Source organism: SAR86 cluster bacterium, from assembly GCA_023703535.1.
Classification (GTDB): Bacteria; Pseudomonadota; Gammaproteobacteria; order Magnimaribacterales; family TMED112; genus TMED112.
The window spans coordinates 159,580-177,443 of record CP097967.1; the positions used below are offsets into that span (position 1 = coordinate 159,580).

The window sequence follows — 17,864 nt, forward strand, 5'->3', positions numbered from 1 at the left end:
GGAAAAAATATCTTTAAATAATTTAAGTGATAGTAAGTCTAGATCAAACAGAAAGAGAGTTGGTAGAGGTACCGGCTCAGGTGTCGGAAAAACTGCAGGCAGAGGACATAAGGGTCAAAAATCAAGATCAGGTGGGAATATTAGACTTGGATTTGAAGGCGGACAAATGCCATTGCAGATGCGTGTACCAAAATTTGGTTTTAGCTCAAGAGTCTCTCGAGTAACACAGGAATTAAACGTAAAAGTTCTGGAGAAAGTGAAAGATGTAAGCATACAAAACCTTAAAAAATTAGGTCTTATTAAAAAAAATATCAAAAAAGTAAAAATCTTCGGGGTAGGTAAGCTCTCGAAGAAACCTACAGATGAAAATATTAAATGTTCAAAAGGAGTGAAGTTTGAATAATTCAATGTCTGAGTTGTGGAGTAGGTTAGGATTTCTTGCAATAGCTCTTGTTGTATATAGAATCGGTACTCACATACCAATACCTGGCATAAATCCTGAACAGGTTGCTGCTTTGTTTCAGCAGAGTCAAGGAACAATCCTTCAGTACTTTAATTTGTTTTCAGGTGGTGCATTGGAAAGAATGAGTATATTTGCATTAAGTGTTGTACCTTACATTTCTTCAGCTATTGTGATGCAACTTTTTTCAAACTCAGTACCTTATCTTCAGGAATTAAAAAAAGATGGTCAAGCTGGTAGAAATAAAATTACCCAATACACTCGTTATGGCACTGTTATATTTGCTTTAATTCAATCTTCTGCTTTAACAGTTACACTTCAAACAGCAGGTTTGATAGATGCTGGCAGTATTTTCAGCGCGTTTGTGGCAGTTATATCGATTGTTACCGGAACAATGTTTTTAATGTGGTTAGGTGAACAAATCTCTGAGAGAGGTATTGGTAATGGAATTTCTATTATTATCGCTACAAGTATTATTACAGGTGTACCTAGGGCCTTTGGTCAAGCGTTAGAGCAAACACAGCAGGGAGATCTGAATTATTTATTGCTAATAGTTTTAGCAGTACTTACCCTTCTTGTTGTTGCATTTGTAGTTTTTGTCGAAAATGCACAAAGAAAAATTACTGTAAATTACGCTCAAAGAAATCAAGTTAGAGGTATGATTCAGGCTCCATCAAGCTTTCTTCCGCTAAAATTAAATATGTCTGGTGTAATACCAGCTATATTTGCAAGTACATTCTTACTTTTTCCCGCATCGCTATCATCATGGTTTGGAAACATTGATGGACTTGGCGGTTTACAAGAATTTTCGCTTTATTTAAATCCAGGACAGCCTCTTTACATTCTTTTATTTGTTATTTTAATTGTTTCATTTTGTTACATTTGGCTTGCATTGACCTTTAGCTCTAACGATATTGCTGAAAATTTAAAGAAAGGTGGTGCCTTCATTCCTGGAATAAGACCTGGCGAGCAAACTGCCTCATTTATTGATTTAATTCTTTCAAGACTAACAGTTTTTGGCTCATTTTACTTATCACTTGTTTGTATTTTGCCTCTAGTCCTTATCAACAGTTTTGGTGTCTCCTTTTATTTAGGAGGAACTTCTGTATTAATTGTTGTTGTAGTTATGCTTGATTTACAAAGACAAATCCAGTCATACATTATGAGCCAACAATATCAATCTATCCTGAAAAATGCTAATATTTCGGGCTCAAAAAAGAGTAAAAGAAGATGAAAGTTAGATCGTCAGTAAAGAGAATTTGTAAAAATTGCAAAATAGTAAAAAGGACAGGAACGCTTTATGTTATTTGTAAGAATAAAAGACATAAACAAAGACAAGGATAACTATGGCAAGAGTTGGTGGAATTAATATACCTGACAATAAACATGTTGATGTTTCCTTAACTAGTATATTTGGGATTGGCAGAAAAACAGCACAGGATATTTGCGATAAGTTTAAAATACCTTATTCAAAAAAAGTATCAGAACTTAGTGACGGAGAGCTTGATAAAATCAGAGATGAGCTTAAAAATTACCAAGTTGAAGGTGACTTAAGACGAGACATTAATTACAACATAAAAAGATTAATGGACTTAGGTTGCTATAGAGGGATTAGGCATAGAAAAGGCCTACCCCTAAGAGGGCAAAGAACTAAGACTAATGCAAGGACAAGAAAAGGTCCAAAAAAAGCAATTAAGGCATAATGGCAGTAAAAAAGAAAACAAAAAAAATAGTCACTGATGGTATAGCTCATATAAATGCTAGCTTTAACAACACAATCATTACTATTACTGATATGGGTGGTAATGCTGTTTGTTGGGCAACATCAGGTGGATCAGGATTTAAGGGGTCAAGAAAAAGTACTCCTTTTGCTGCACAGATTGCTGCTGAGAGAGCTGGAACAATGGCAAAAGACATGGGAATGGTAAATGTTGAAGTTAGGGTTAAAGGTCCTGGTGCAGGTAGAGAATCTTCAATTAGAGCCTTAAATGGTTGCGGGTTGCGAATAAATAAAATAACTGATGTTACACCACTGCCACACAACGGGTGCAGACCACCAAAGAAAAGGAGAGTTTAGTTGGCAAGATATAGAGGACCAAGACTAAGACTATCTAGAAGAGAAGGAACAGATTTAATGTTGACTTCTGGAACAAGAGCTATTGAGTCAAAGTGTAAATTTGAGAATAAACCAGGGAATGCTATGTCTCGAGGAAGATTGTCAGATTATGGCACTCAACTAAGGGAAAAACAAAAAGTTAAAAGAATGTATGGCGTCTTGGAGAAACAGTTTAGAAATTACTACTTAAAATCAGCAAGAATGAAAGGTAATACAGGTGAAAATTTATTAAATCTTTTGGAATCAAGGCTCGATAATGTAGTTTATAGAATGGGCTTTGCAACAACTAGAGCTGAAGCAAGACAAGTAGTAAATCATAAATCTGTAGAGGTAAATGGAAAAGTTGTAAATATCCCATCTTATGACTTAAAACCTGGAGATGAAGTTACAGTTAGAGAAAAAAATAAAGAACAACTAAGAATTAAAGCTGCTGTTGAATTGGCTAAATCCAAAGATGGACTCAGCTGGCTTGAGGTGAGCTTTGATGATATGAAAGGGAAGTTTGTTACTTACCCTGACAGATCCGAATTAAGTTCTGAAATTAATGAGAATTTAATTATTGAGTTGTACTCAAAGTAATAGAGGGAAAAATGGAAGAAAAATTGAATGTGCTTGCACCAGAAGTTGCAAAAGTCGAAGAAGTTGATAAGAACAACTTAAAAGTTGTTTTAGAGCCGTTTGAAAGAGGGTTTGGTTATACCATCGGACATAGTTTAAGAAGAATCTTACTGTCCTACATGCCGGGGGCAGCTGTCACTGAAGTGAAAATTGAAGGTGTTGCTCATGAATACGGAACAATAGAGGGAGTTAAAGAAGATATTTTAGATATTTTGTTAAATCTAAAAGATATGGCAATTAAACTTGATGGTTCAAATGAGGCAGAACTAAAGCTAGATATTAAAACACCAAAAACAATTCTTGCATCAGATTTAGAAGTGCCTGCAGGTGTAGAAATAATTGATCCAAATCATGTTATTGCAACACTCGTGGAACCAAAAAAACTTGTTATGACTTTAAAAGTTTGTACAGGAGTGGGATATGAGCCTGCCGAAAATAATCAGAATAAAGGTGTTGACTCACTTCATCTTGATGCAATTTTTTCTCCAGTCAAAAGAGTAAATTATAAAGTCGAGAATACCAGAGTAGAAAATAGAACAGATTTAGATAAATTAATTTTAGAGCTTGAAACTGATGGAACTATCGATGCAAAGCAAGCAATTAAATTTGCTGCAACAATTCTACAACATCAGCTAGCAGTTTTTGTCGACGAGGAACTTGTTTCAAGAAAAGAAAAAAGAAAGGATAAATACGACTTTGATCCACTTTTACTGAGGTCTATTGAAGAGCTTGAATTAACAGTGAGATCAACAAATTGTTTGAAAGCAGAAAGTATTTTTCTAATAGGAGACTTAATACAAAGGTCTGAAATGGATTTACTAAAAACACCAAACCTAGGAAAAAAATCATTAAATGAAATCAAAGACGAACTTGGTTCAAGAGGTTTATCTCTCGGAACTGTGCTGAAAAACTGGCCACCAATGTAAAATGAGACATAGAAAGCTTAGTAGAAGATTTAGCAGAACATCATCACATAGAACAGCTATGATGAGGAATCTAGCTATCTCTCTTATAGAGCATGAAATTGTAAAAACTACAGTCGAAAAAGGAAAATATCTTCGTACATTTTTAGAGCCTCTTATAACTAAATCAAAAAAAGATACTCTTCATAATAGAAGGAAAGTTATTTCATCACTTAATTCTCAAACTGCCGCATCTAAACTTTTTTCTGATATATCTCCAAAATTATCTGAAACAAATGGAGGTTATTTAAGAATTATTAAGGCTGGATTTAGACCAGGAGATAAAGCAGACATGTGTTTTGTTGAATTGACTTGCAGAGATCCTGAAAAAAGTCTGTCTGATACAACTTTAGAAGATAATGCTATTACCTCACCTGAAATAGCTCCAGTTCCAGAACAAACCCAAATTAAAAGTACATCTGAGACTGTTGCTGTAGAAAAAGAAGCTAAAAAACCTGCTTCAAAGAAAGAAGAAGAGAAAAAACCAGTTCCTAAGAAAGAAGCTGCTAAAAAAGAAGAAGAGAAAAAACCAGCTCCTAAGAAAGAAGCTACCCAAAAAGTAGAGGCTAAAAAACCAGCTCCTAAGAAAGAAGAAAAGAAAGAAAGTTGGTGGAAAAGATTTGTTAAAAATCCTTTTAGGTAATTTTTAACATTTGACCGGTAAAGGACTTTTTATTTTTTAAGATAGCCTTTAGATCACCTTCAGCAACTACCGTCCCCCCGCCATCTCCACCTTCTGGGCCAAGATCGATTATCCAATCTGAAAGTCGAATTACGTCTAAATTATGCTCTATAACTAATACAGAATTGCCTTTGCTTACTAACTGGTTTAATACATTCATCAGCATTTGAATATCATGAAAATGAAGTCCAGTAGTAGGTTCATCTAAAATATAAAGAGTTTTTCCAGTATCTCTTTTAGAAAGTTCTTTCGATAATTTTACCCTTTGAGCTTCACCACCAGATAAAGTGTTTGCAGCTTGGCCAAGTTTTACATAAGACAGTCCTACGTCCTGCAGTGTAACTAATTTTTTAAGAATTTGAGGTATTGAACTAAAGAACTCTGCTGCCTCTTCAACTGTCATTTCAAGAATTTCATGTATGTTTTTTTTCTTAAATTTAATTTGCAATGTATCGTCTCTAAATCTTTTACCTTTACAAACATCACATTCAACATATAAATCTGGAAGAAAATGCATTTCAACTTTTACCCAACCTTCTCCTCTACAATTTTCACATCTTCCGCCTTCAACATTAAAACTAAATCTACCTGGTTTATACCCTCTAGCACGTGCTTCTTTAGTATTTGAGAAGATTTCTCTTATATATGTAAATAAGCCTGTATAAGTTGCAGGATTAGATCGAGGTGTTTTGCCTATAGGACTTTGGTCGATCGATATAAGTTTATCAATATGTTCTTCTCCCATAACTTTTTTAAATTCTGTTGAGTCTGGAACTTTATGTCCATGCAGTTTTTCATTTAGTGCGGGTATCAAAGTATGATTTATAAGTGATGATTTTCCAGAACCAGAAACTCCCGTAATAGAAACTAATTTATTTAATGGAATATCAACACTTACATTTTTTAAATTATTAGTATTTGCTCCAGAAATTAATATAGATTTATTAGAAGTAACTCTTTGATCTTTTGAGATGCTTATTTCTTTTTCTCCTCTCAGATATTTTGCTGTAAGTGATTTTTTATTTTTTTTGATTTCTTCTAAATTACCCTCAGCAATAATTTCTCCACCATGAATTCCAGCACCAATACCAAGATCTATTACATGATCAGCAGACTTTATCATTTCCTCATCATGCTCAACTACAATTACTGTGTTTCCAAGATCTCTTAATTTTATAAGAGTATTTATAAGTTTTTGGTTATCTCTTTGATGCAAACCAATTGAAGGCTCATCAAGCACATAGATTACCCCAACAAGACCTGAACCAATTTGGCTAGCTAGTCTAATTCTTTGTGCTTCACCGCCTGAAAGTGTTTGCGCACCTCTTGAGAGATTTAAATAATTAAGTCCAACATCTTTCAAAAAAGAAAGTCTTAGGCTAATTTCTTTACAAATTTTCTCAGCAATCTCTAATTTATTCCCAGTAAGATTTAAGTTATTTACTATTTCAAGAGCATCATCAATCTTTAAGTCACTAATTTCAGGAAGATTAAAACCATCAACAAAAACATTTCTTGAAATAGCATTCAGTCTTTTTCCGCCGCAACTTTCACATTTTTTCTCTGAAATATAGCCACTAATTTTTTCTCTTATAAAAAATGAGTCTGTACGGTTATATTGTCTCTGAAGTGATGGAATTACACCTTCAAAATTTTCCTTTTTAGTTTCTTGATTAGTGAGATCTTTAAATGTAATTTTCTCATTTATTCCCCATAAGATTTTTTTTCTAGTTTTTTCAGACAAACTTTGCCAATTTTTATTTATGTCTTCTTTAAGATGATCAAAAATTCCTATTAATTTTGACTGGTAATAAGGGGTATTCCATGGCTCTATACATCCCTGCATTACACTAAGGTTTTTATATTTAACTATTTTATCTTCATCGAAATAAGTATTTGTTCCAAGGCCATCACATTCTTCACAAGCACCACTAGGATTATTAAAAGAAAATATTTTTGGCTCTAACTCTTGTAAAGAAAAATTGCACTTTGGACACGAATGTTTATTTGATAATCGAAAATTTACGTCTCCAGATTGTATGTCAACTGATCCTTCTGAAAATCTCAATGCAGTTTCTATAGATTCTGTAAGTCTTTGTCTGCAATCATCTTCATCTTCAATCATAAGCTGATCAACCAAAACAGATATATTATGTTTTATATTTTTTTCCAAGATTGGAACTTTATTTATTTGATAAATTTCTCCATCAATACTTACTTTTGTGAATCCCTCTGCCATAAGTTGAGAAAGAAGTTCAACATGTTCTCCCTTACCATCCATAACTATGGGAGCAAATACAGAAATTTTATTTCCTAATTCCTTTTGAATTACATTGGCTACCATAATAGTAACTGGTTTAGCATCTAGCTCAAGCCCATGATCTGGACATTTTGGTATACCTACTCTTGCGAAAAGCAGTCGTAAATAGTCATGAATCTCAGTAATAGTCCCAACTGTTGACCTTGGATTATGAGAGGTTGATTTTTGTTGAATTGAAATCGATGGCGATAATCCCTCTATTGATTCTATATCTGCCTTATCCATTACAGATAAAAACTGCCTAGCATATGTTGAGAGTGATTCAACGTATCTTCTTTGCCCTTCAGCATATATAGTGTCAAAAGCTAGAGAGGATTTCCCAGATCCAGAGAGCCCTGTTATTACAGTGAGCTTATCTCTTGGAATTTTCAGAGATACATTTTTTAAGTTATGAGCCTTAGCTCCTTTTACTTCTATAAATTTCAATTTGATACAATCGAGTAGAAGTTTTATTATAGATTACTTATATGTCTAACGGTCTAAATAAAGTATTAATTATTGGAAATTTAGGAGCTGATCCAGATGTAAAATTTACACAGGCTGGTAGTCCTGTCGCAAATTTGTCTATAGCTACTACCGAAAGATGGAAAGATAAAAGTTCTGGAGAGCAAAAAGAAAAGGTTGAATGGCATAGAGTTGTTCTTTTTAATCGCTTAGCTGAAATTGCCCAAGAGTACTTGAAAAAAGGTTCGCAAATTTATGTTGAAGGTAAACTTCAAACAAGATCTTGGGAAAATGATAAGGGTGAAAAGAAGTATACAACTGAAGTCATAGCAAAAGAACTAACAATGCTAGGTTCTAAATCATCATCAAACGATACGGGAGCGGCACCTCAAATGGATGAACAGAAGCCACCTCCAATTGATGACGAGATTCCTTTCTAAATTTTTTTAATAATTATCGAACCATTTGTTCCACCAAAACCAAATGAATTCGACATGAAAGAATTAATTTCTTTTTCTATATTTTCTTTAAGAATCGGAAAGGGTTTTGCCTTAGGGTCAAGTTCTTCTATATTGTGACTGCCGCACAAGAAATTATTTTTCATCATTAAAAGAGAATAAATAATCTCATGAACACCTGCAGCACCTAAAGAGTGCCCTGTTAATGATTTTGTGGACGATATTGGCGGCACTTCACTTCCAAAAGCTTTTGCAATTGCCTCTATTTCAGATATATCTCCTGCTGGCGTGCTTGTTCCATGCGCATTAATATAATCCACAGTCTCAAGTCCTGATAATTTTTTCATACAATTATAGGCCCCATCCCCTGAAGGGCTAACAAGGCTATAACCATCACTTGATTCAGCACATGAGACTATTTCACCATAAATTTTTGCACCTCTTTTTTTGGCGTTATTAAAGTCTTCAAGAATTAAAATCCCACCACCACCTGAGGGTATAAAGCCATCTCTATCTATATCATATGGTCTAGAGGCTTTTGTAGGAGTTTCATTATATTTTGTACTTAATGCTCCCATTGCATCGAACATCATTGCTCCAGTCCAATGATCATCTTCTGAACCTCCAGCAATAACTATTTTTTGTCCTCCATTTTTTATTAAGTTAAATCCATGTGAAACACAATGAAGGCTTGTGGAGCAAGCAGAGGATATTGAAAGTGAAATTCCTTTTGTTTGAAAAAAAGTAGAAATTACAGCAGAAGTCGTATTGCCCATTGTTCTGGTGACAGAATAAGGTCCAATTTTTTTTATGCCGTTTTCTGAAGCTTCAAATACACGTTTAATTTCTCTGCTTGAACCAGTTCCAGACCCTACAATTACCCCAGTCTCATTATTTGCAATGTCATCAATATCTAAACCAGAATCCTTTATAGCTTCCTCAGCAGCAACAAAACTATATGCTGATGTTTCACTCATAAATCTTCCCATCTTCCTGTCGATTTCATCTATAGAAAATTCCATTTTCCCAGAAACATGGCATCTCATTCCATTATCTTTAAACTCCTGGTTCAATTCGAGCCCTGATCTTGCATTTATAAGGGCATCTAAGACCTCATTCTGCCCTCTTCCCAGACAAGATATTATTCCAATTCCTGTTATGACAACTCTATTCATGCTTTTAAACTAGTTTTTAAAAAACTTTCCATTAATTCTACGTTATCTAGTTTAAATAAAGTTTTTGTGTATTCAATGCAGTTATTAATTGCCTTATCTCTCTCCAGTCTAGTCAAGTTAAAGCCGTCATTCTTCTCAATTTCATCAAATACTGCATCGAATTTTTTTTCTTCTATTAGTTTCGAAATGTTATTTTTTGAATCTTTGTCTGCACGACTCATAGTTATGATGATCGGATAAGTTATTTTTCCTTCATTTAAGTCTTTAAATTTTTCTTTTCCAGAATTTAACTGATCAAAAAAATCAGCAAGATCATCATTTAGTTGAAAAGCATTTCCAAAATTTAATCCCAATTTTTTTAAAGATGAAATTTTTTCTTTTACTAGCTTGCCATGAATACCTAAACACTCCAAAATTCCAGAAAATAGAATAGCTGTCTTTTTCTCAATTACCTTAAAATAATCTTCTTTGCTTTTATCTGATATATTTTGTAATTGAATAAACTCTCCTTCTATCAATTGCTCTGCACAACTTATAAGCACTTCTGCAATTTGTGTATTCTCAAGTGAATTTAGAGCTTGAAAGGTTTTAGTATATAAAAAGTCACCATATAAGATTGCTTTTTTTAGCCCCCATTTTGCTATGACTGTAGGTTTATTCCTTCTAATTTTTGCCTCATCAATTATATCATCATGTATTAGAGTCGATAGATGGATTAATTCAGCCGCAGCTGCAAGTTCAATTAATTTCTTTTTTTCAATATCAATAACAGAGCCATAAATAAATACAAGCTGTGTCCTAATAAATTTTCCAGGATTGGCAAGAACATAATCAGAAATTTCTATAATATTCTTGTTACTAGAACCTGTAATATTCAGCATTTTTAGCTTTACTTCATCTAAAAATTCAGTTAAATTTTCAACCTCATGAAATGACATAACTATATTTTAAGAAATGTACGCAATTATAGACACAGGCAATAATCAAGAAAAAGTAGAAATCGGGTCCAAAATCGAGGTTGACTTCATTTCTGATAAGAAAAAAGGGGATACAGTGAAGTTTGACAAGGTTCTGTTGCTTTCAGACGGCAAAACACCAAAAATTGGTAAGCCATATGTCGCTAAAGCATTTGTTTCAGGAAAAGTGTTAGATCATGCAAAAAAAGATAAAGTTTATGCTATACAATTTAGAAGAAGAAAAGACTCTAAAAGGATAGTAGGACACAGAAGAAAAGTTACTATGATTGATATTAAGGAAATAAACAATGGCACATAAAAAAGCAGGTGGCTCTAGTAAAAATGGTAGAGATTCAAACCCAAATTTTCTTGGAGTTAAAAGATTTGGCGGTCAAAATGTCAACGCAGGTGAAATTCTTGTAAGACAAAGAGGAACAAAATTTCATCCTGGTCAAAATGTCGGTATTGGAAAAGATGATACTCTTTTTGCTTTGAAAAGCGGTTCGGTTGAATTTAAAGTAAAAGGTGAAAACAAAAGAAAATTCGTTAATATCGTCCCTCAAAAATAACTCAAATGGCTTATTTCGATGAAGCCAAAATCACTGTAATTTCTGGCAAAGGTGGTGATGGCTGTTTAAGTTTTCGCCGTGAGAAATATATTGAAAGAGGTGGTCCGGATGGCGGTGATGGCGGTGATGGCGGCGATATAATTTTAGAAATAGATCTTAACTTAAATTCATTATCAAGTTTTAAAGGAAAAAGAAACTTTCAAGCAGTTTCTGGAAAGAATGGCAGTGGTAGAAACAAAAAAGGAAAATCAGGAGAAGATTTAGTGATTAAAGTTCCCATAGGTACTCAAATCTATGCTACTCAGACGAAGGAATTAATTGGTGAAATAAATGAATCTAACTCAAAAATTATAGTTGCAAAAGGTGGCAAAGGTGGTTTGGGGAATGCACGTTTTAAATCTTCAACAAATCAAGCTCCAAAAAAAACTACCAAGGGCGAACAATCAGACAGCAGAGAGATTTTTTTAGAGATGCGTCTTATTGCAGATATTGGGTTGTTAGGTCTGCCAAATGCTGGGAAATCTACACTTATTAACGCTCTTACAAACAGTAAATCAAAAGTGGGAAATTTTCCTTTTACTACATTAATACCAACATTAGGAGTATTAGAAAATTCGGAAAAATCACTAACTATTGCCGATATGCCAGGAATTATTGAGGGAGCTTCAGATGGACATGGTTTAGGGTTTAAATTTTTAAGACATTTACATAGAACAAAATTTTTACTTCATTTAGTTGACTGCAGCATTTCAGCTGATGAGGCATTAGACTCTTTTTCAATTATAGAAAACGAATTGAAAGAGTTTCATTTAGATTTTTCCAAACAAAAAAGATGGGTATGCTTAACAAAAGTAGATTTACTTACAGATCAGAAAATTTCTAACATAGTTAGTCAGTTTTCAAAAAAATTAAAGGATATTCCATTAATACTTATTTCATCAAAGGATGGTACTGGCCTAGAAGAACTTAAAAAAGAATTATTTAAGAGGCTTTGATTTTTTTACTAAGTCTACTTTTTAAACGCGCAGCCTTATTTTTATGAATGACACCTTTATTTGCTAAGTTATCAAGTACTGCTTGAGTAGTTTTAAATGTTTCTTTCTTATTTTTATCTTTAGTCTCAACAGCTTTTTCAACTTTTTTTACAGCTGTTCTCATCATTGATCTTTGAGCATGCTTCAGCTCATATCTTTTTTTATTTTGTCTAGCTCTTTTTTCAGCTGATTTTGAATTTGCCATATATTTCTCTCTAATTGGTGGAGGCGGCGGGATTCGAACCCACGTCCGTCATCACTTTCCCCTAGCATCTACATACATAGATTCATCAATTAATCTCGCATTAGTATAACCTGATGATCAAGACATACTAAGCAAAGCCAGTAAATTCTTCCCATTTCTTGGCAAAAATGAGATATATCCTACATTAATGACTATTTAAACCCGTAGTAGGCTACAGTTTTAAACAGGTTGGCTTTAAGCAGCCAATCTATAGTTGTAATTATCTGCAACTAATTTTTTGAACAATTTTTACGAGGTGTGTCCATTCTCGGTATGCACTTCGGGTTCCATGGTAGACGTCAAAGCCAAATACGCCCCCGAGCGAGAGATAATAATACCTATTTAAAGTTTTTTAAAGCCCTTTCTTTATCTCTGTTTATATCTGCAATTTTTTTAGAAGCCTTTTTATCGTAATTTTTCTTACCTCTTGCTAGTGCTAGTTCAAGCTTAGCCAAAGTTCCCTTCCAAAAAAGTTTAACCGGAACACATGTTTGTCCTTTTGCAGAAATAGCAAAAAGTATTTTTTTTACCTCTTTTTTATTAAGGAGAAGTTTTCTAAACCTCAAAGGATCAACACCTTCTTTTTGGTTAATAAATTTAAGCGGATCTATTCTTGAACCAACTAGCCATAATTCATTTTTAATATCTTTTATGTATGACTCTTTAAGATTTAATTTCCCTTCTCGTAGGGATTTAACCTCCCAGCCCTCTAAAAGCAACCCAGCTACAAAAGTTTCATCTAAAAAATAATCAAACCTTGCTTTCTTATTGGATGCTATAGTTTTACTATTCATAAATATGATTTTACAAGATAAGGCTAAACTTTTTTCTTATCTAGGACTTTTGCCATTTATTTTCATTCCAATAATAGTTTGGATAAATCCTTCAATGCCTGGGTTTTTTATTACGTCATTCATGCTTTGGTCGCAATATATGGCAATTTTTTTATCAGGTACCTTATGGGCATACGCTTTAATGCAAAAAAAAGGAATTATTCCATCCGTATTTTTATTTAGCCTCGCAACATTTGTAGTATTAACTTTAAAGGTATTCCCCATTAATAACCTTATTCAAATTAATATTGTTTTAATCACTTTATTATTAGTTTATGAGGGAATATATTTTTTTGAAAAAAAATTAATCAAATCAGAAAAGTGGTATCAAGACTTAAGATTTTTTTTAACTTTTGCAGTTAGGATTTGCCATTTAGTTATGATTGCGTTTATATTTACATATCAATAATTATCTGAAACATGCAAAGTAATACTAGGTGGAACAATAATTTAGCATTCTTACTAGCTGCAACAGGTTCTGCTGTCGGACTTGGAAATATTTGGGGATTCCCTTATAAGGCTGGAGAAAACGGTGGAGGACTTTTTGTCTTGCTTTACATTTTCTTTGTTATTTTGCTTGGATTGCCCGTATTTATGGCAGAAGTCGCTATAGGAAAGATTGGAAAAAAAGACCCAGTGTCGGCAATGATAAATACTGCAGAAAAAACAAACTCGACTAAGAATTGGAGAGTTGTAGGTTACTTGGGAATTTTATCGAACCTATTTATAGGTGGTTATTACGCTGTTATTGCTGGATTAGTAATAAATTATGGTTTTATATCAGCATCAGGTTTCATTGGCAAAGATCCAACAGTCATTTATGACACTGAAATTTCAAGTTTTTTAGAAATGACATTTTGGTTTCTTTTATTCCTTGCTTTAACAGGATTTGTGCTAGCTAGAGGAATAGAAAAAGGTATAGAGTCATCAATGCGTATTCTTATGCCTACTTTATTTTTCTTAATAATTTTAATGGTAGGTTATGGGGCGTACAGAGGTGATATGAGTGCTGCACTTTCTTATTTATTCTCTTGGAAAGCTGAACAATTTTCTGCTGCAACGATGCAAGCCGCTATAGGACAGGCATTCTTTTCATTAAGTATAGGTATGGGAACACTCATGGCATTTGGATATTACATGCCTAAAGAGCAAAAAGTACCTGGCGCGTCATCCATTGTTGTAACAGCAGATACTTCAGTAGCTCTTCTTGCAGGACTTGCAATTTTCCCATTGGTATTTGCATTTCCTTTTCTAGATCCTAATGCAGGAACAGAGCTCGTTTTTAAAACAATGTCCACAGCTTTTGCCGAGTTAGGTGCAATCGGCCAATTTGTGGGGCCGCTTTTTTATCTTTTGCTTGCAGTTGCAGCATTAAGTTCAATGATTTCAATTCTTGAACCTAGTGTTCTATGGGTTCAAGAGCGAATGCCAACTACAAGAACTCGCGCAACATTTATAGTAATAGCAATTTGTATAATTCTATGTCTCATAAGTGTATCTGGATTTAATGTTTTAAAGGATTTTAAAGTTGGAAGTCTTGAGAATCCTTTTGAAATGATGAAATACATAGCCGATGACTTCTTGCTTCTACTTGGAGGAACAGGTATCTCCGCATTTGTTGGGTGGAGACTGAGCAAAATCATTGATATGGAAAAATTAGGGTTTAAAAGCAAGCTTTTATTTTCCGCCTGGATTTTCATATTGAGGTGGGTGAGCCCATTATTCCTAATGGTAATTTGGGTACTTGGAAATCTTGAGAGAATATTCTTTATAAAGTTTTTCTAAATCTTAATCACTTTAATTTCTTTTAGTTCACCATTTTCATCAAATAACAGCTTTAGTTTTTTTTCAGATTGAATTTTTGTGCCGTTTTTTACTTGAAAATAATAATCCCATATATTTTCATCAAAAATATTTTGAAAACTTGGTTGACCCATGATAAAAGAAACTTGATCTTTACTCATGCCTATTTCAAGTCTATCAATATCGTCTTGTTTAAAAACAGTACCTTGAGTAACTGTTCTATTATAAATACTTGTATTAGAGCAAGAAGCCACTACTAAGAATATAATTACGTAGATGAAAAACCTCATTTGACATAGAATAAATTGTATGGACGATAAAACCAACAAAAATTTACAAGAAGCTGGCTTAAAAGCCACTTTACCAAGAATAAAAATTCTTGAAATAATGCAGAGAACTGCAGGAACAGAGGATCATTACACAGCTGAAGATATATATAAAGAATTAGTAATGAATAGCTATGATATTGGATTAGCAACTGTATACAGAGTTTTAACACAATTCGAAAACGCAGGAATGGTCGTAAAACATAAGTTTGAAGAAAATAAAGCTGTTTATGAATTAAATGATCCCCAACATCATGATCATATGGTGTGCGTAGAAACAGGTGCTATTACAGAGTTCCATGATGAGACAATTAAAAAGAAACAAAGAGAAATAGCTGAGAAGCATGGCTACGATCTTCTAGATCAAAGTGTCATCTTATATGTTAGAAAGAAAAAGAACTAATAATTATTAATGACAAAAAAAGATAATCAATCGCCTGAAGATAGTAAATCTACAGAAAATAATACTGAAGAGAATAAAGATTTAAATACTCTAAGTTACGAAGAGCTACTACAAAAAGTTGCTGATTTAGAAGATGAAATCTTAAGGTATAGAGCTGAATTAGAGAATTTTAAAAAACGTACATCTTCTGAAATTACAAATGCATTAAAATATGCTAACTCTGAATTATTATCCTCATTAATTCCAATCATTACCTCTCTTGAAAAAGCTATAGAAAATTCAAAAGAAGAAAAAAATATAGACAAAGAGGGAATTTTGTTAATTTTAAATTCCTTTGAAAAAACCCTTGAAGATTTCAACATAGTACCCATTAATCCTACTGGTAAAGAGTTTGACCCTGAGAAACATGAAGCTGTTTCAACGGTCAATAACCAGGGGGAAAAAGATAATATTGTTATAGAAACTCTAGAACGGGGTTGGGAACTTAACGAAAGAGTTGTCAAACCTGCTTTAGTTGTAGTTAACAAAAAGTAGAATTTTAAAAAAATGGGAAAAGTAATAGGTATAGACTTAGGCACAACCAATTCATGCGTAGCTGTTATGGAGGGTTCAGAGCCTGAAGTTATTTCGAATTCAGAGGGCAATAGGACTACTCCATCAGCAGTTGCATATACGTCTGATAATCAAATTCTTGTGGGTCAAGCAGCAAAAAGACAGGCTGTAACAAATCCAAAAAATACTTTGTTTGCAGTAAAAAGACTAGTTGGAAGAAAATTTAAAGATAAAGAAGTTCAAAAAGATATTAAATCTTGTCCATTTGGGATAGTTGAAGCAGAAAATGGTGATGCGTGGGTAGAAATTGAAGGCAAAAAGATTGCACCACCACAAGTTTCAGCTGAGATTTTGAAAAAAATGAAAAAAACTGCCGAAGATTATCTTGGTTCAAAAGTTGATGGTGCAGTTGTAACTGTACCAGCTTATTTTAACGATTCACAAAGAAAGGCAACTGAAGCTGCTGGGAAAATTGCAGGATTGGAAGTTAAAAGGATTATTAATGAGCCAACTGCAGCTGCACTAGCCTTTGGATTAGACAAACTAAAAAAAGATGGAGTTATAGCTGTTTATGATTTAGGTGGAGGTACTTTTGATATTTCTATAATAGAAATGACTAATGTTGATGGAGAGTATCAATTTGAGGTTGTATCAACATCAGGCGATACTCATTTAGGGGGAGAAGACTTTGACTCCATTTTAATTGAACATCTTGCTAGTGAATTCAAAAAAGAATCTGGCTTTGATCTCAATACAGACCCAATGGCATTACAAAGGCTTAAAGAGGGTGCTGAAAAAGCAAAAATTGAACTTTCAACATCAGAGCAAACAGAAATAAATCTTCCGTACATAACAGCAGATGCCTCTGGGCCAAAACATTTAGTGCAGAAATTAACTAGGGCAAAGCTCGAATCATTGGTTGGAGATTTGGTAAAGAAAAGTCTCGAACCTGTAAAAACTGCTCTGAAAGATGCGAAATTAAGTCCTAAAGATATAGATGAAGTAATTCTAGTAGGTGGCCAAACTAGAATGCCCATGGTACAGAAAACTGTAACAGATTTCTTTGGGAAAGAGCCAAGAAAAGATATAAACCCTGACGAAGCTGTTGCTTTAGGTGCTGCAACACAAGGAGCTGTTCTTAGTGGAGAGAGATCTGATGTTCTATTATTGGATGTTACACCCTTAACACTTGGAATAGAGACACTGGGAGGGGTAATGACGCCATTAATTGAGAAGAACACAACTATTCCCACTAATAAATCTCAGGTATTTTCCACTGCAGAAGACAATCAAACAGCAGTCACAGTTCACGTTCTGCAGGGAGAAAGGAAGAAAGCAACAGATAACAAATCTTTAGGTCAATTCAATCTTACAGATATTCCTGCTGCACCAAGGGGAACACCACAAATTGAGGTGACTTTTGATATTGATGCAAATGGAAAGATTGATGTTTCTGCAAAAGATAAATCTTCAAACAAGGAACAATCTATCACAATACAAGGTGGCAGCGGTTTATCAGACGATGAAATCGAAAAAATGGTAAAAGATGCTGAAGCTAATGCAGAGGAAGACAAAAAATTTGAGGAACTTGTTGCTTCAAGAAATATGGCTGATAGCTTGGCAAGTGCCACAAAGAAAGCCATGGATGAAAATGCTGACGAACTTTCAGATGATGAGAAAAAATCATTGACCGAATCAATATCAGCTGTAGAAGAAGCATGTAAAAAAGATGATAAATCCGTAATTGATAAGTCAGTTGAAGAATTATCTAAAGTAGCTCAACCTTTGTCCTCAAAGTTATACAAAACTGATCAACCGGAATCTGAACCTGATAAAGGTGAAGGAAAATCTGATGAAGCAGTAGATGCGGAATTTAAAGAAGTTGATGAAGAAAAAGACAAAAGCTAAA

General features: G+C 33.7%; 23 protein-coding genes and 1 other RNA gene. 17 read left to right on the forward strand and 7 right to left on the reverse strand.

Going from position 1 to position 17,864, the window contains the following annotated elements; all coding sequences use genetic code 11:
- Positions 1-7: 7 nt before the first annotated feature.
- From rplO to rplQ, 8 genes are read left to right on the forward strand one after another with little or no spacing between them, the layout of a single operon-like run.
- A complete protein-coding gene (rplO, locus tag M9B42_00920) occupies positions 8-403 on the forward strand; it encodes a 50S ribosomal protein L15 (protein URQ64783.1) in 396 nt (131 codons plus the stop codon).
- A 4-nt stretch (positions 404-407) separates the two neighbouring features.
- Positions 408-1,694: a preprotein translocase subunit SecY gene (secY, locus tag M9B42_00925; GenBank protein ID URQ64412.1), complete on the forward strand. Its 1,287-nt coding sequence runs from the start codon at positions 408-410 to the stop codon at positions 1,692-1,694.
- Complete coding sequence (rpmJ, locus tag M9B42_00930; protein ID URQ64413.1) at positions 1,691-1,804, forward strand: 50S ribosomal protein L36; 114 nt, start codon at positions 1,691-1,693, stop codon at positions 1,802-1,804. Before secY ends, rpmJ begins: the two co-directional genes overlap by 4 nt.
- Positions 1,805-1,806: 2 nt before the next feature.
- On the forward strand, positions 1,807-2,163 hold the full coding sequence (gene rpsM / locus M9B42_00935) for a 30S ribosomal protein S13 (protein ID URQ64414.1): 357 nt from the start codon (positions 1,807-1,809) through the stop codon (positions 2,161-2,163).
- Positions 2,163-2,537, forward strand: a complete 375-nt coding sequence (gene rpsK / locus M9B42_00940) for a 30S ribosomal protein S11 (protein URQ64415.1) — start codon at positions 2,163-2,165, stop codon at positions 2,535-2,537. Before rpsM ends, rpsK begins: the two co-directional genes overlap by 1 nt.
- A complete protein-coding gene (rpsD, locus tag M9B42_00945) occupies positions 2,538-3,155 on the forward strand; it encodes a 30S ribosomal protein S4 (protein URQ64416.1) in 618 nt (205 codons plus the stop codon).
- An 11-nt stretch (positions 3,156-3,166) separates the two neighbouring features.
- Complete coding sequence (gene rpoA, locus M9B42_00950; protein URQ64417.1) at positions 3,167-4,120, forward strand: DNA-directed RNA polymerase subunit alpha; 954 nt, start codon at positions 3,167-3,169, stop codon at positions 4,118-4,120.
- A gap of 1 nt (position 4,121) precedes the next feature.
- Positions 4,122-4,799 carry a 50S ribosomal protein L17 gene (rplQ, locus tag M9B42_00955; GenBank protein ID URQ64418.1) on the forward strand — a complete coding sequence of 226 codons (678 nt, stop codon included), beginning with the start codon at positions 4,122-4,124 and terminating at the stop codon, positions 4,797-4,799.
- On the opposite strand, the gene uvrA is transcribed toward rplQ, so the two are convergent.
- Positions 4,792-7,584: an excinuclease ABC subunit UvrA gene (uvrA, locus tag M9B42_00960; GenBank protein ID URQ64419.1), complete on the reverse strand. Its 2,793-nt coding sequence runs from the start codon at positions 7,582-7,584 to the stop codon at positions 4,792-4,794. The genes rplQ and uvrA overlap by 8 nt on opposite strands.
- A 41-nt stretch (positions 7,585-7,625) precedes the next feature.
- On the opposite strand from uvrA, the gene M9B42_00965 reads away from it, so the two are divergent.
- Positions 7,626-8,042 (forward strand): single-stranded DNA-binding protein, encoded by a 417-nt coding sequence (locus M9B42_00965; protein ID URQ64420.1) that lies wholly within the window; start codon positions 7,626-7,628, stop codon positions 8,040-8,042.
- Here the strand turns inward: M9B42_00965 and M9B42_00970 are convergent.
- Positions 8,039-9,235: a beta-ketoacyl-ACP synthase I gene (locus tag M9B42_00970; GenBank protein URQ64421.1), complete on the reverse strand. Its 1,197-nt coding sequence runs from the start codon at positions 9,233-9,235 to the stop codon at positions 8,039-8,041. The genes M9B42_00965 and M9B42_00970 overlap by 4 nt on opposite strands.
- Positions 9,232-10,173, reverse strand: a complete 942-nt coding sequence (locus M9B42_00975; protein ID URQ64422.1) for a polyprenyl synthetase family protein — start codon at positions 10,171-10,173, stop codon at positions 9,232-9,234. The genes M9B42_00970 and M9B42_00975 overlap by 4 nt, the downstream gene beginning before the upstream one ends.
- 16 nt (positions 10,174-10,189) lie before the next feature.
- On the opposite strand from M9B42_00975, the gene rplU reads away from it, so the two are divergent.
- Genes rplU through cgtA form a run of 3 tightly spaced genes read left to right on the forward strand, consistent with a single transcriptional unit; the run spans position 10,190 to position 11,755 of the window.
- Entirely contained in the window at positions 10,190-10,510 is a 321-nt protein-coding gene (gene rplU, locus M9B42_00980) for a 50S ribosomal protein L21 (GenBank protein ID URQ64423.1), read from the forward strand.
- Entirely contained in the window at positions 10,500-10,760 is a 261-nt protein-coding gene (gene rpmA, locus M9B42_00985; GenBank protein URQ64424.1) for a 50S ribosomal protein L27, read from the forward strand. Before rplU ends, rpmA begins: the two co-directional genes overlap by 11 nt.
- A 5-nt stretch (positions 10,761-10,765) precedes the next feature.
- Positions 10,766-11,755: an Obg family GTPase CgtA gene (gene cgtA / locus M9B42_00990; protein ID URQ64425.1), complete on the forward strand. Its 990-nt coding sequence runs from the start codon at positions 10,766-10,768 to the stop codon at positions 11,753-11,755.
- Here cgtA and rpsT read toward each other — a convergent pair.
- The 3 genes from rpsT to smpB all read right to left on the reverse strand — a co-directional run bounded on the left by rpsT (position 11,742) and on the right by smpB (position 12,832).
- Positions 11,742-11,999: a 30S ribosomal protein S20 gene (rpsT, locus tag M9B42_00995; protein ID URQ64426.1), complete on the reverse strand. Its 258-nt coding sequence runs from the start codon at positions 11,997-11,999 to the stop codon at positions 11,742-11,744. The two genes, cgtA and rpsT, sit on opposite strands and share 14 nt — an antisense overlap.
- A gap of 15 nt (positions 12,000-12,014) precedes the next feature.
- Positions 12,015-12,357, reverse strand: a transfer-messenger RNA (tmRNA) gene (gene ssrA, locus M9B42_01000).
- A 19-nt stretch (positions 12,358-12,376) separates the two neighbouring features.
- A complete protein-coding gene (gene smpB / locus M9B42_01005) occupies positions 12,377-12,832 on the reverse strand; it encodes an SsrA-binding protein SmpB (GenBank protein URQ64427.1) in 456 nt (151 codons plus the stop codon).
- A 4-nt stretch (positions 12,833-12,836) separates the two neighbouring features.
- On the opposite strand from smpB, the gene M9B42_01010 reads away from it, so the two are divergent.
- A complete protein-coding gene (locus tag M9B42_01010; GenBank protein ID URQ64428.1) occupies positions 12,837-13,280 on the forward strand; it encodes a DUF3429 domain-containing protein in 444 nt (147 codons plus the stop codon).
- An 11-nt stretch (positions 13,281-13,291) separates the two neighbouring features.
- On the forward strand, positions 13,292-14,656 hold the full coding sequence (locus M9B42_01015; GenBank protein ID URQ64429.1) for a sodium-dependent transporter: 1,365 nt from the start codon (positions 13,292-13,294) through the stop codon (positions 14,654-14,656).
- Here the strand turns inward: M9B42_01015 and bamE are convergent.
- A complete protein-coding gene (gene bamE / locus M9B42_01020) occupies positions 14,653-14,964 on the reverse strand; it encodes an outer membrane protein assembly factor BamE (protein ID URQ64430.1) in 312 nt (103 codons plus the stop codon). The two genes, M9B42_01015 and bamE, sit on opposite strands and share 4 nt — an antisense overlap.
- 19 nt (positions 14,965-14,983) lie before the next feature.
- On the opposite strand from bamE, the gene fur reads away from it, so the two are divergent.
- Genes fur through dnaK form a run of 3 tightly spaced genes read left to right on the forward strand, consistent with a single transcriptional unit; the run spans position 14,984 to position 17,863 of the window.
- The gene (gene fur / locus M9B42_01025; GenBank protein URQ64431.1) at positions 14,984-15,403 is read left to right on the forward strand and encodes a ferric iron uptake transcriptional regulator; all 420 of its coding nucleotides are present in this window, start codon (positions 14,984-14,986) and stop codon (positions 15,401-15,403) included.
- A gap of 9 nt (positions 15,404-15,412) precedes the next feature.
- The gene (locus tag M9B42_01030; GenBank protein URQ64432.1) at positions 15,413-15,937 is read left to right on the forward strand and encodes a nucleotide exchange factor GrpE; all 525 of its coding nucleotides are present in this window, start codon (positions 15,413-15,415) and stop codon (positions 15,935-15,937) included.
- A gap of 12 nt (positions 15,938-15,949) precedes the next feature.
- Complete coding sequence (gene dnaK / locus M9B42_01035; GenBank protein URQ64433.1) at positions 15,950-17,863, forward strand: molecular chaperone DnaK; 1,914 nt, start codon at positions 15,950-15,952, stop codon at positions 17,861-17,863.
- The last annotated feature ends 1 nt before the right edge of the window (position 17,864 follow it).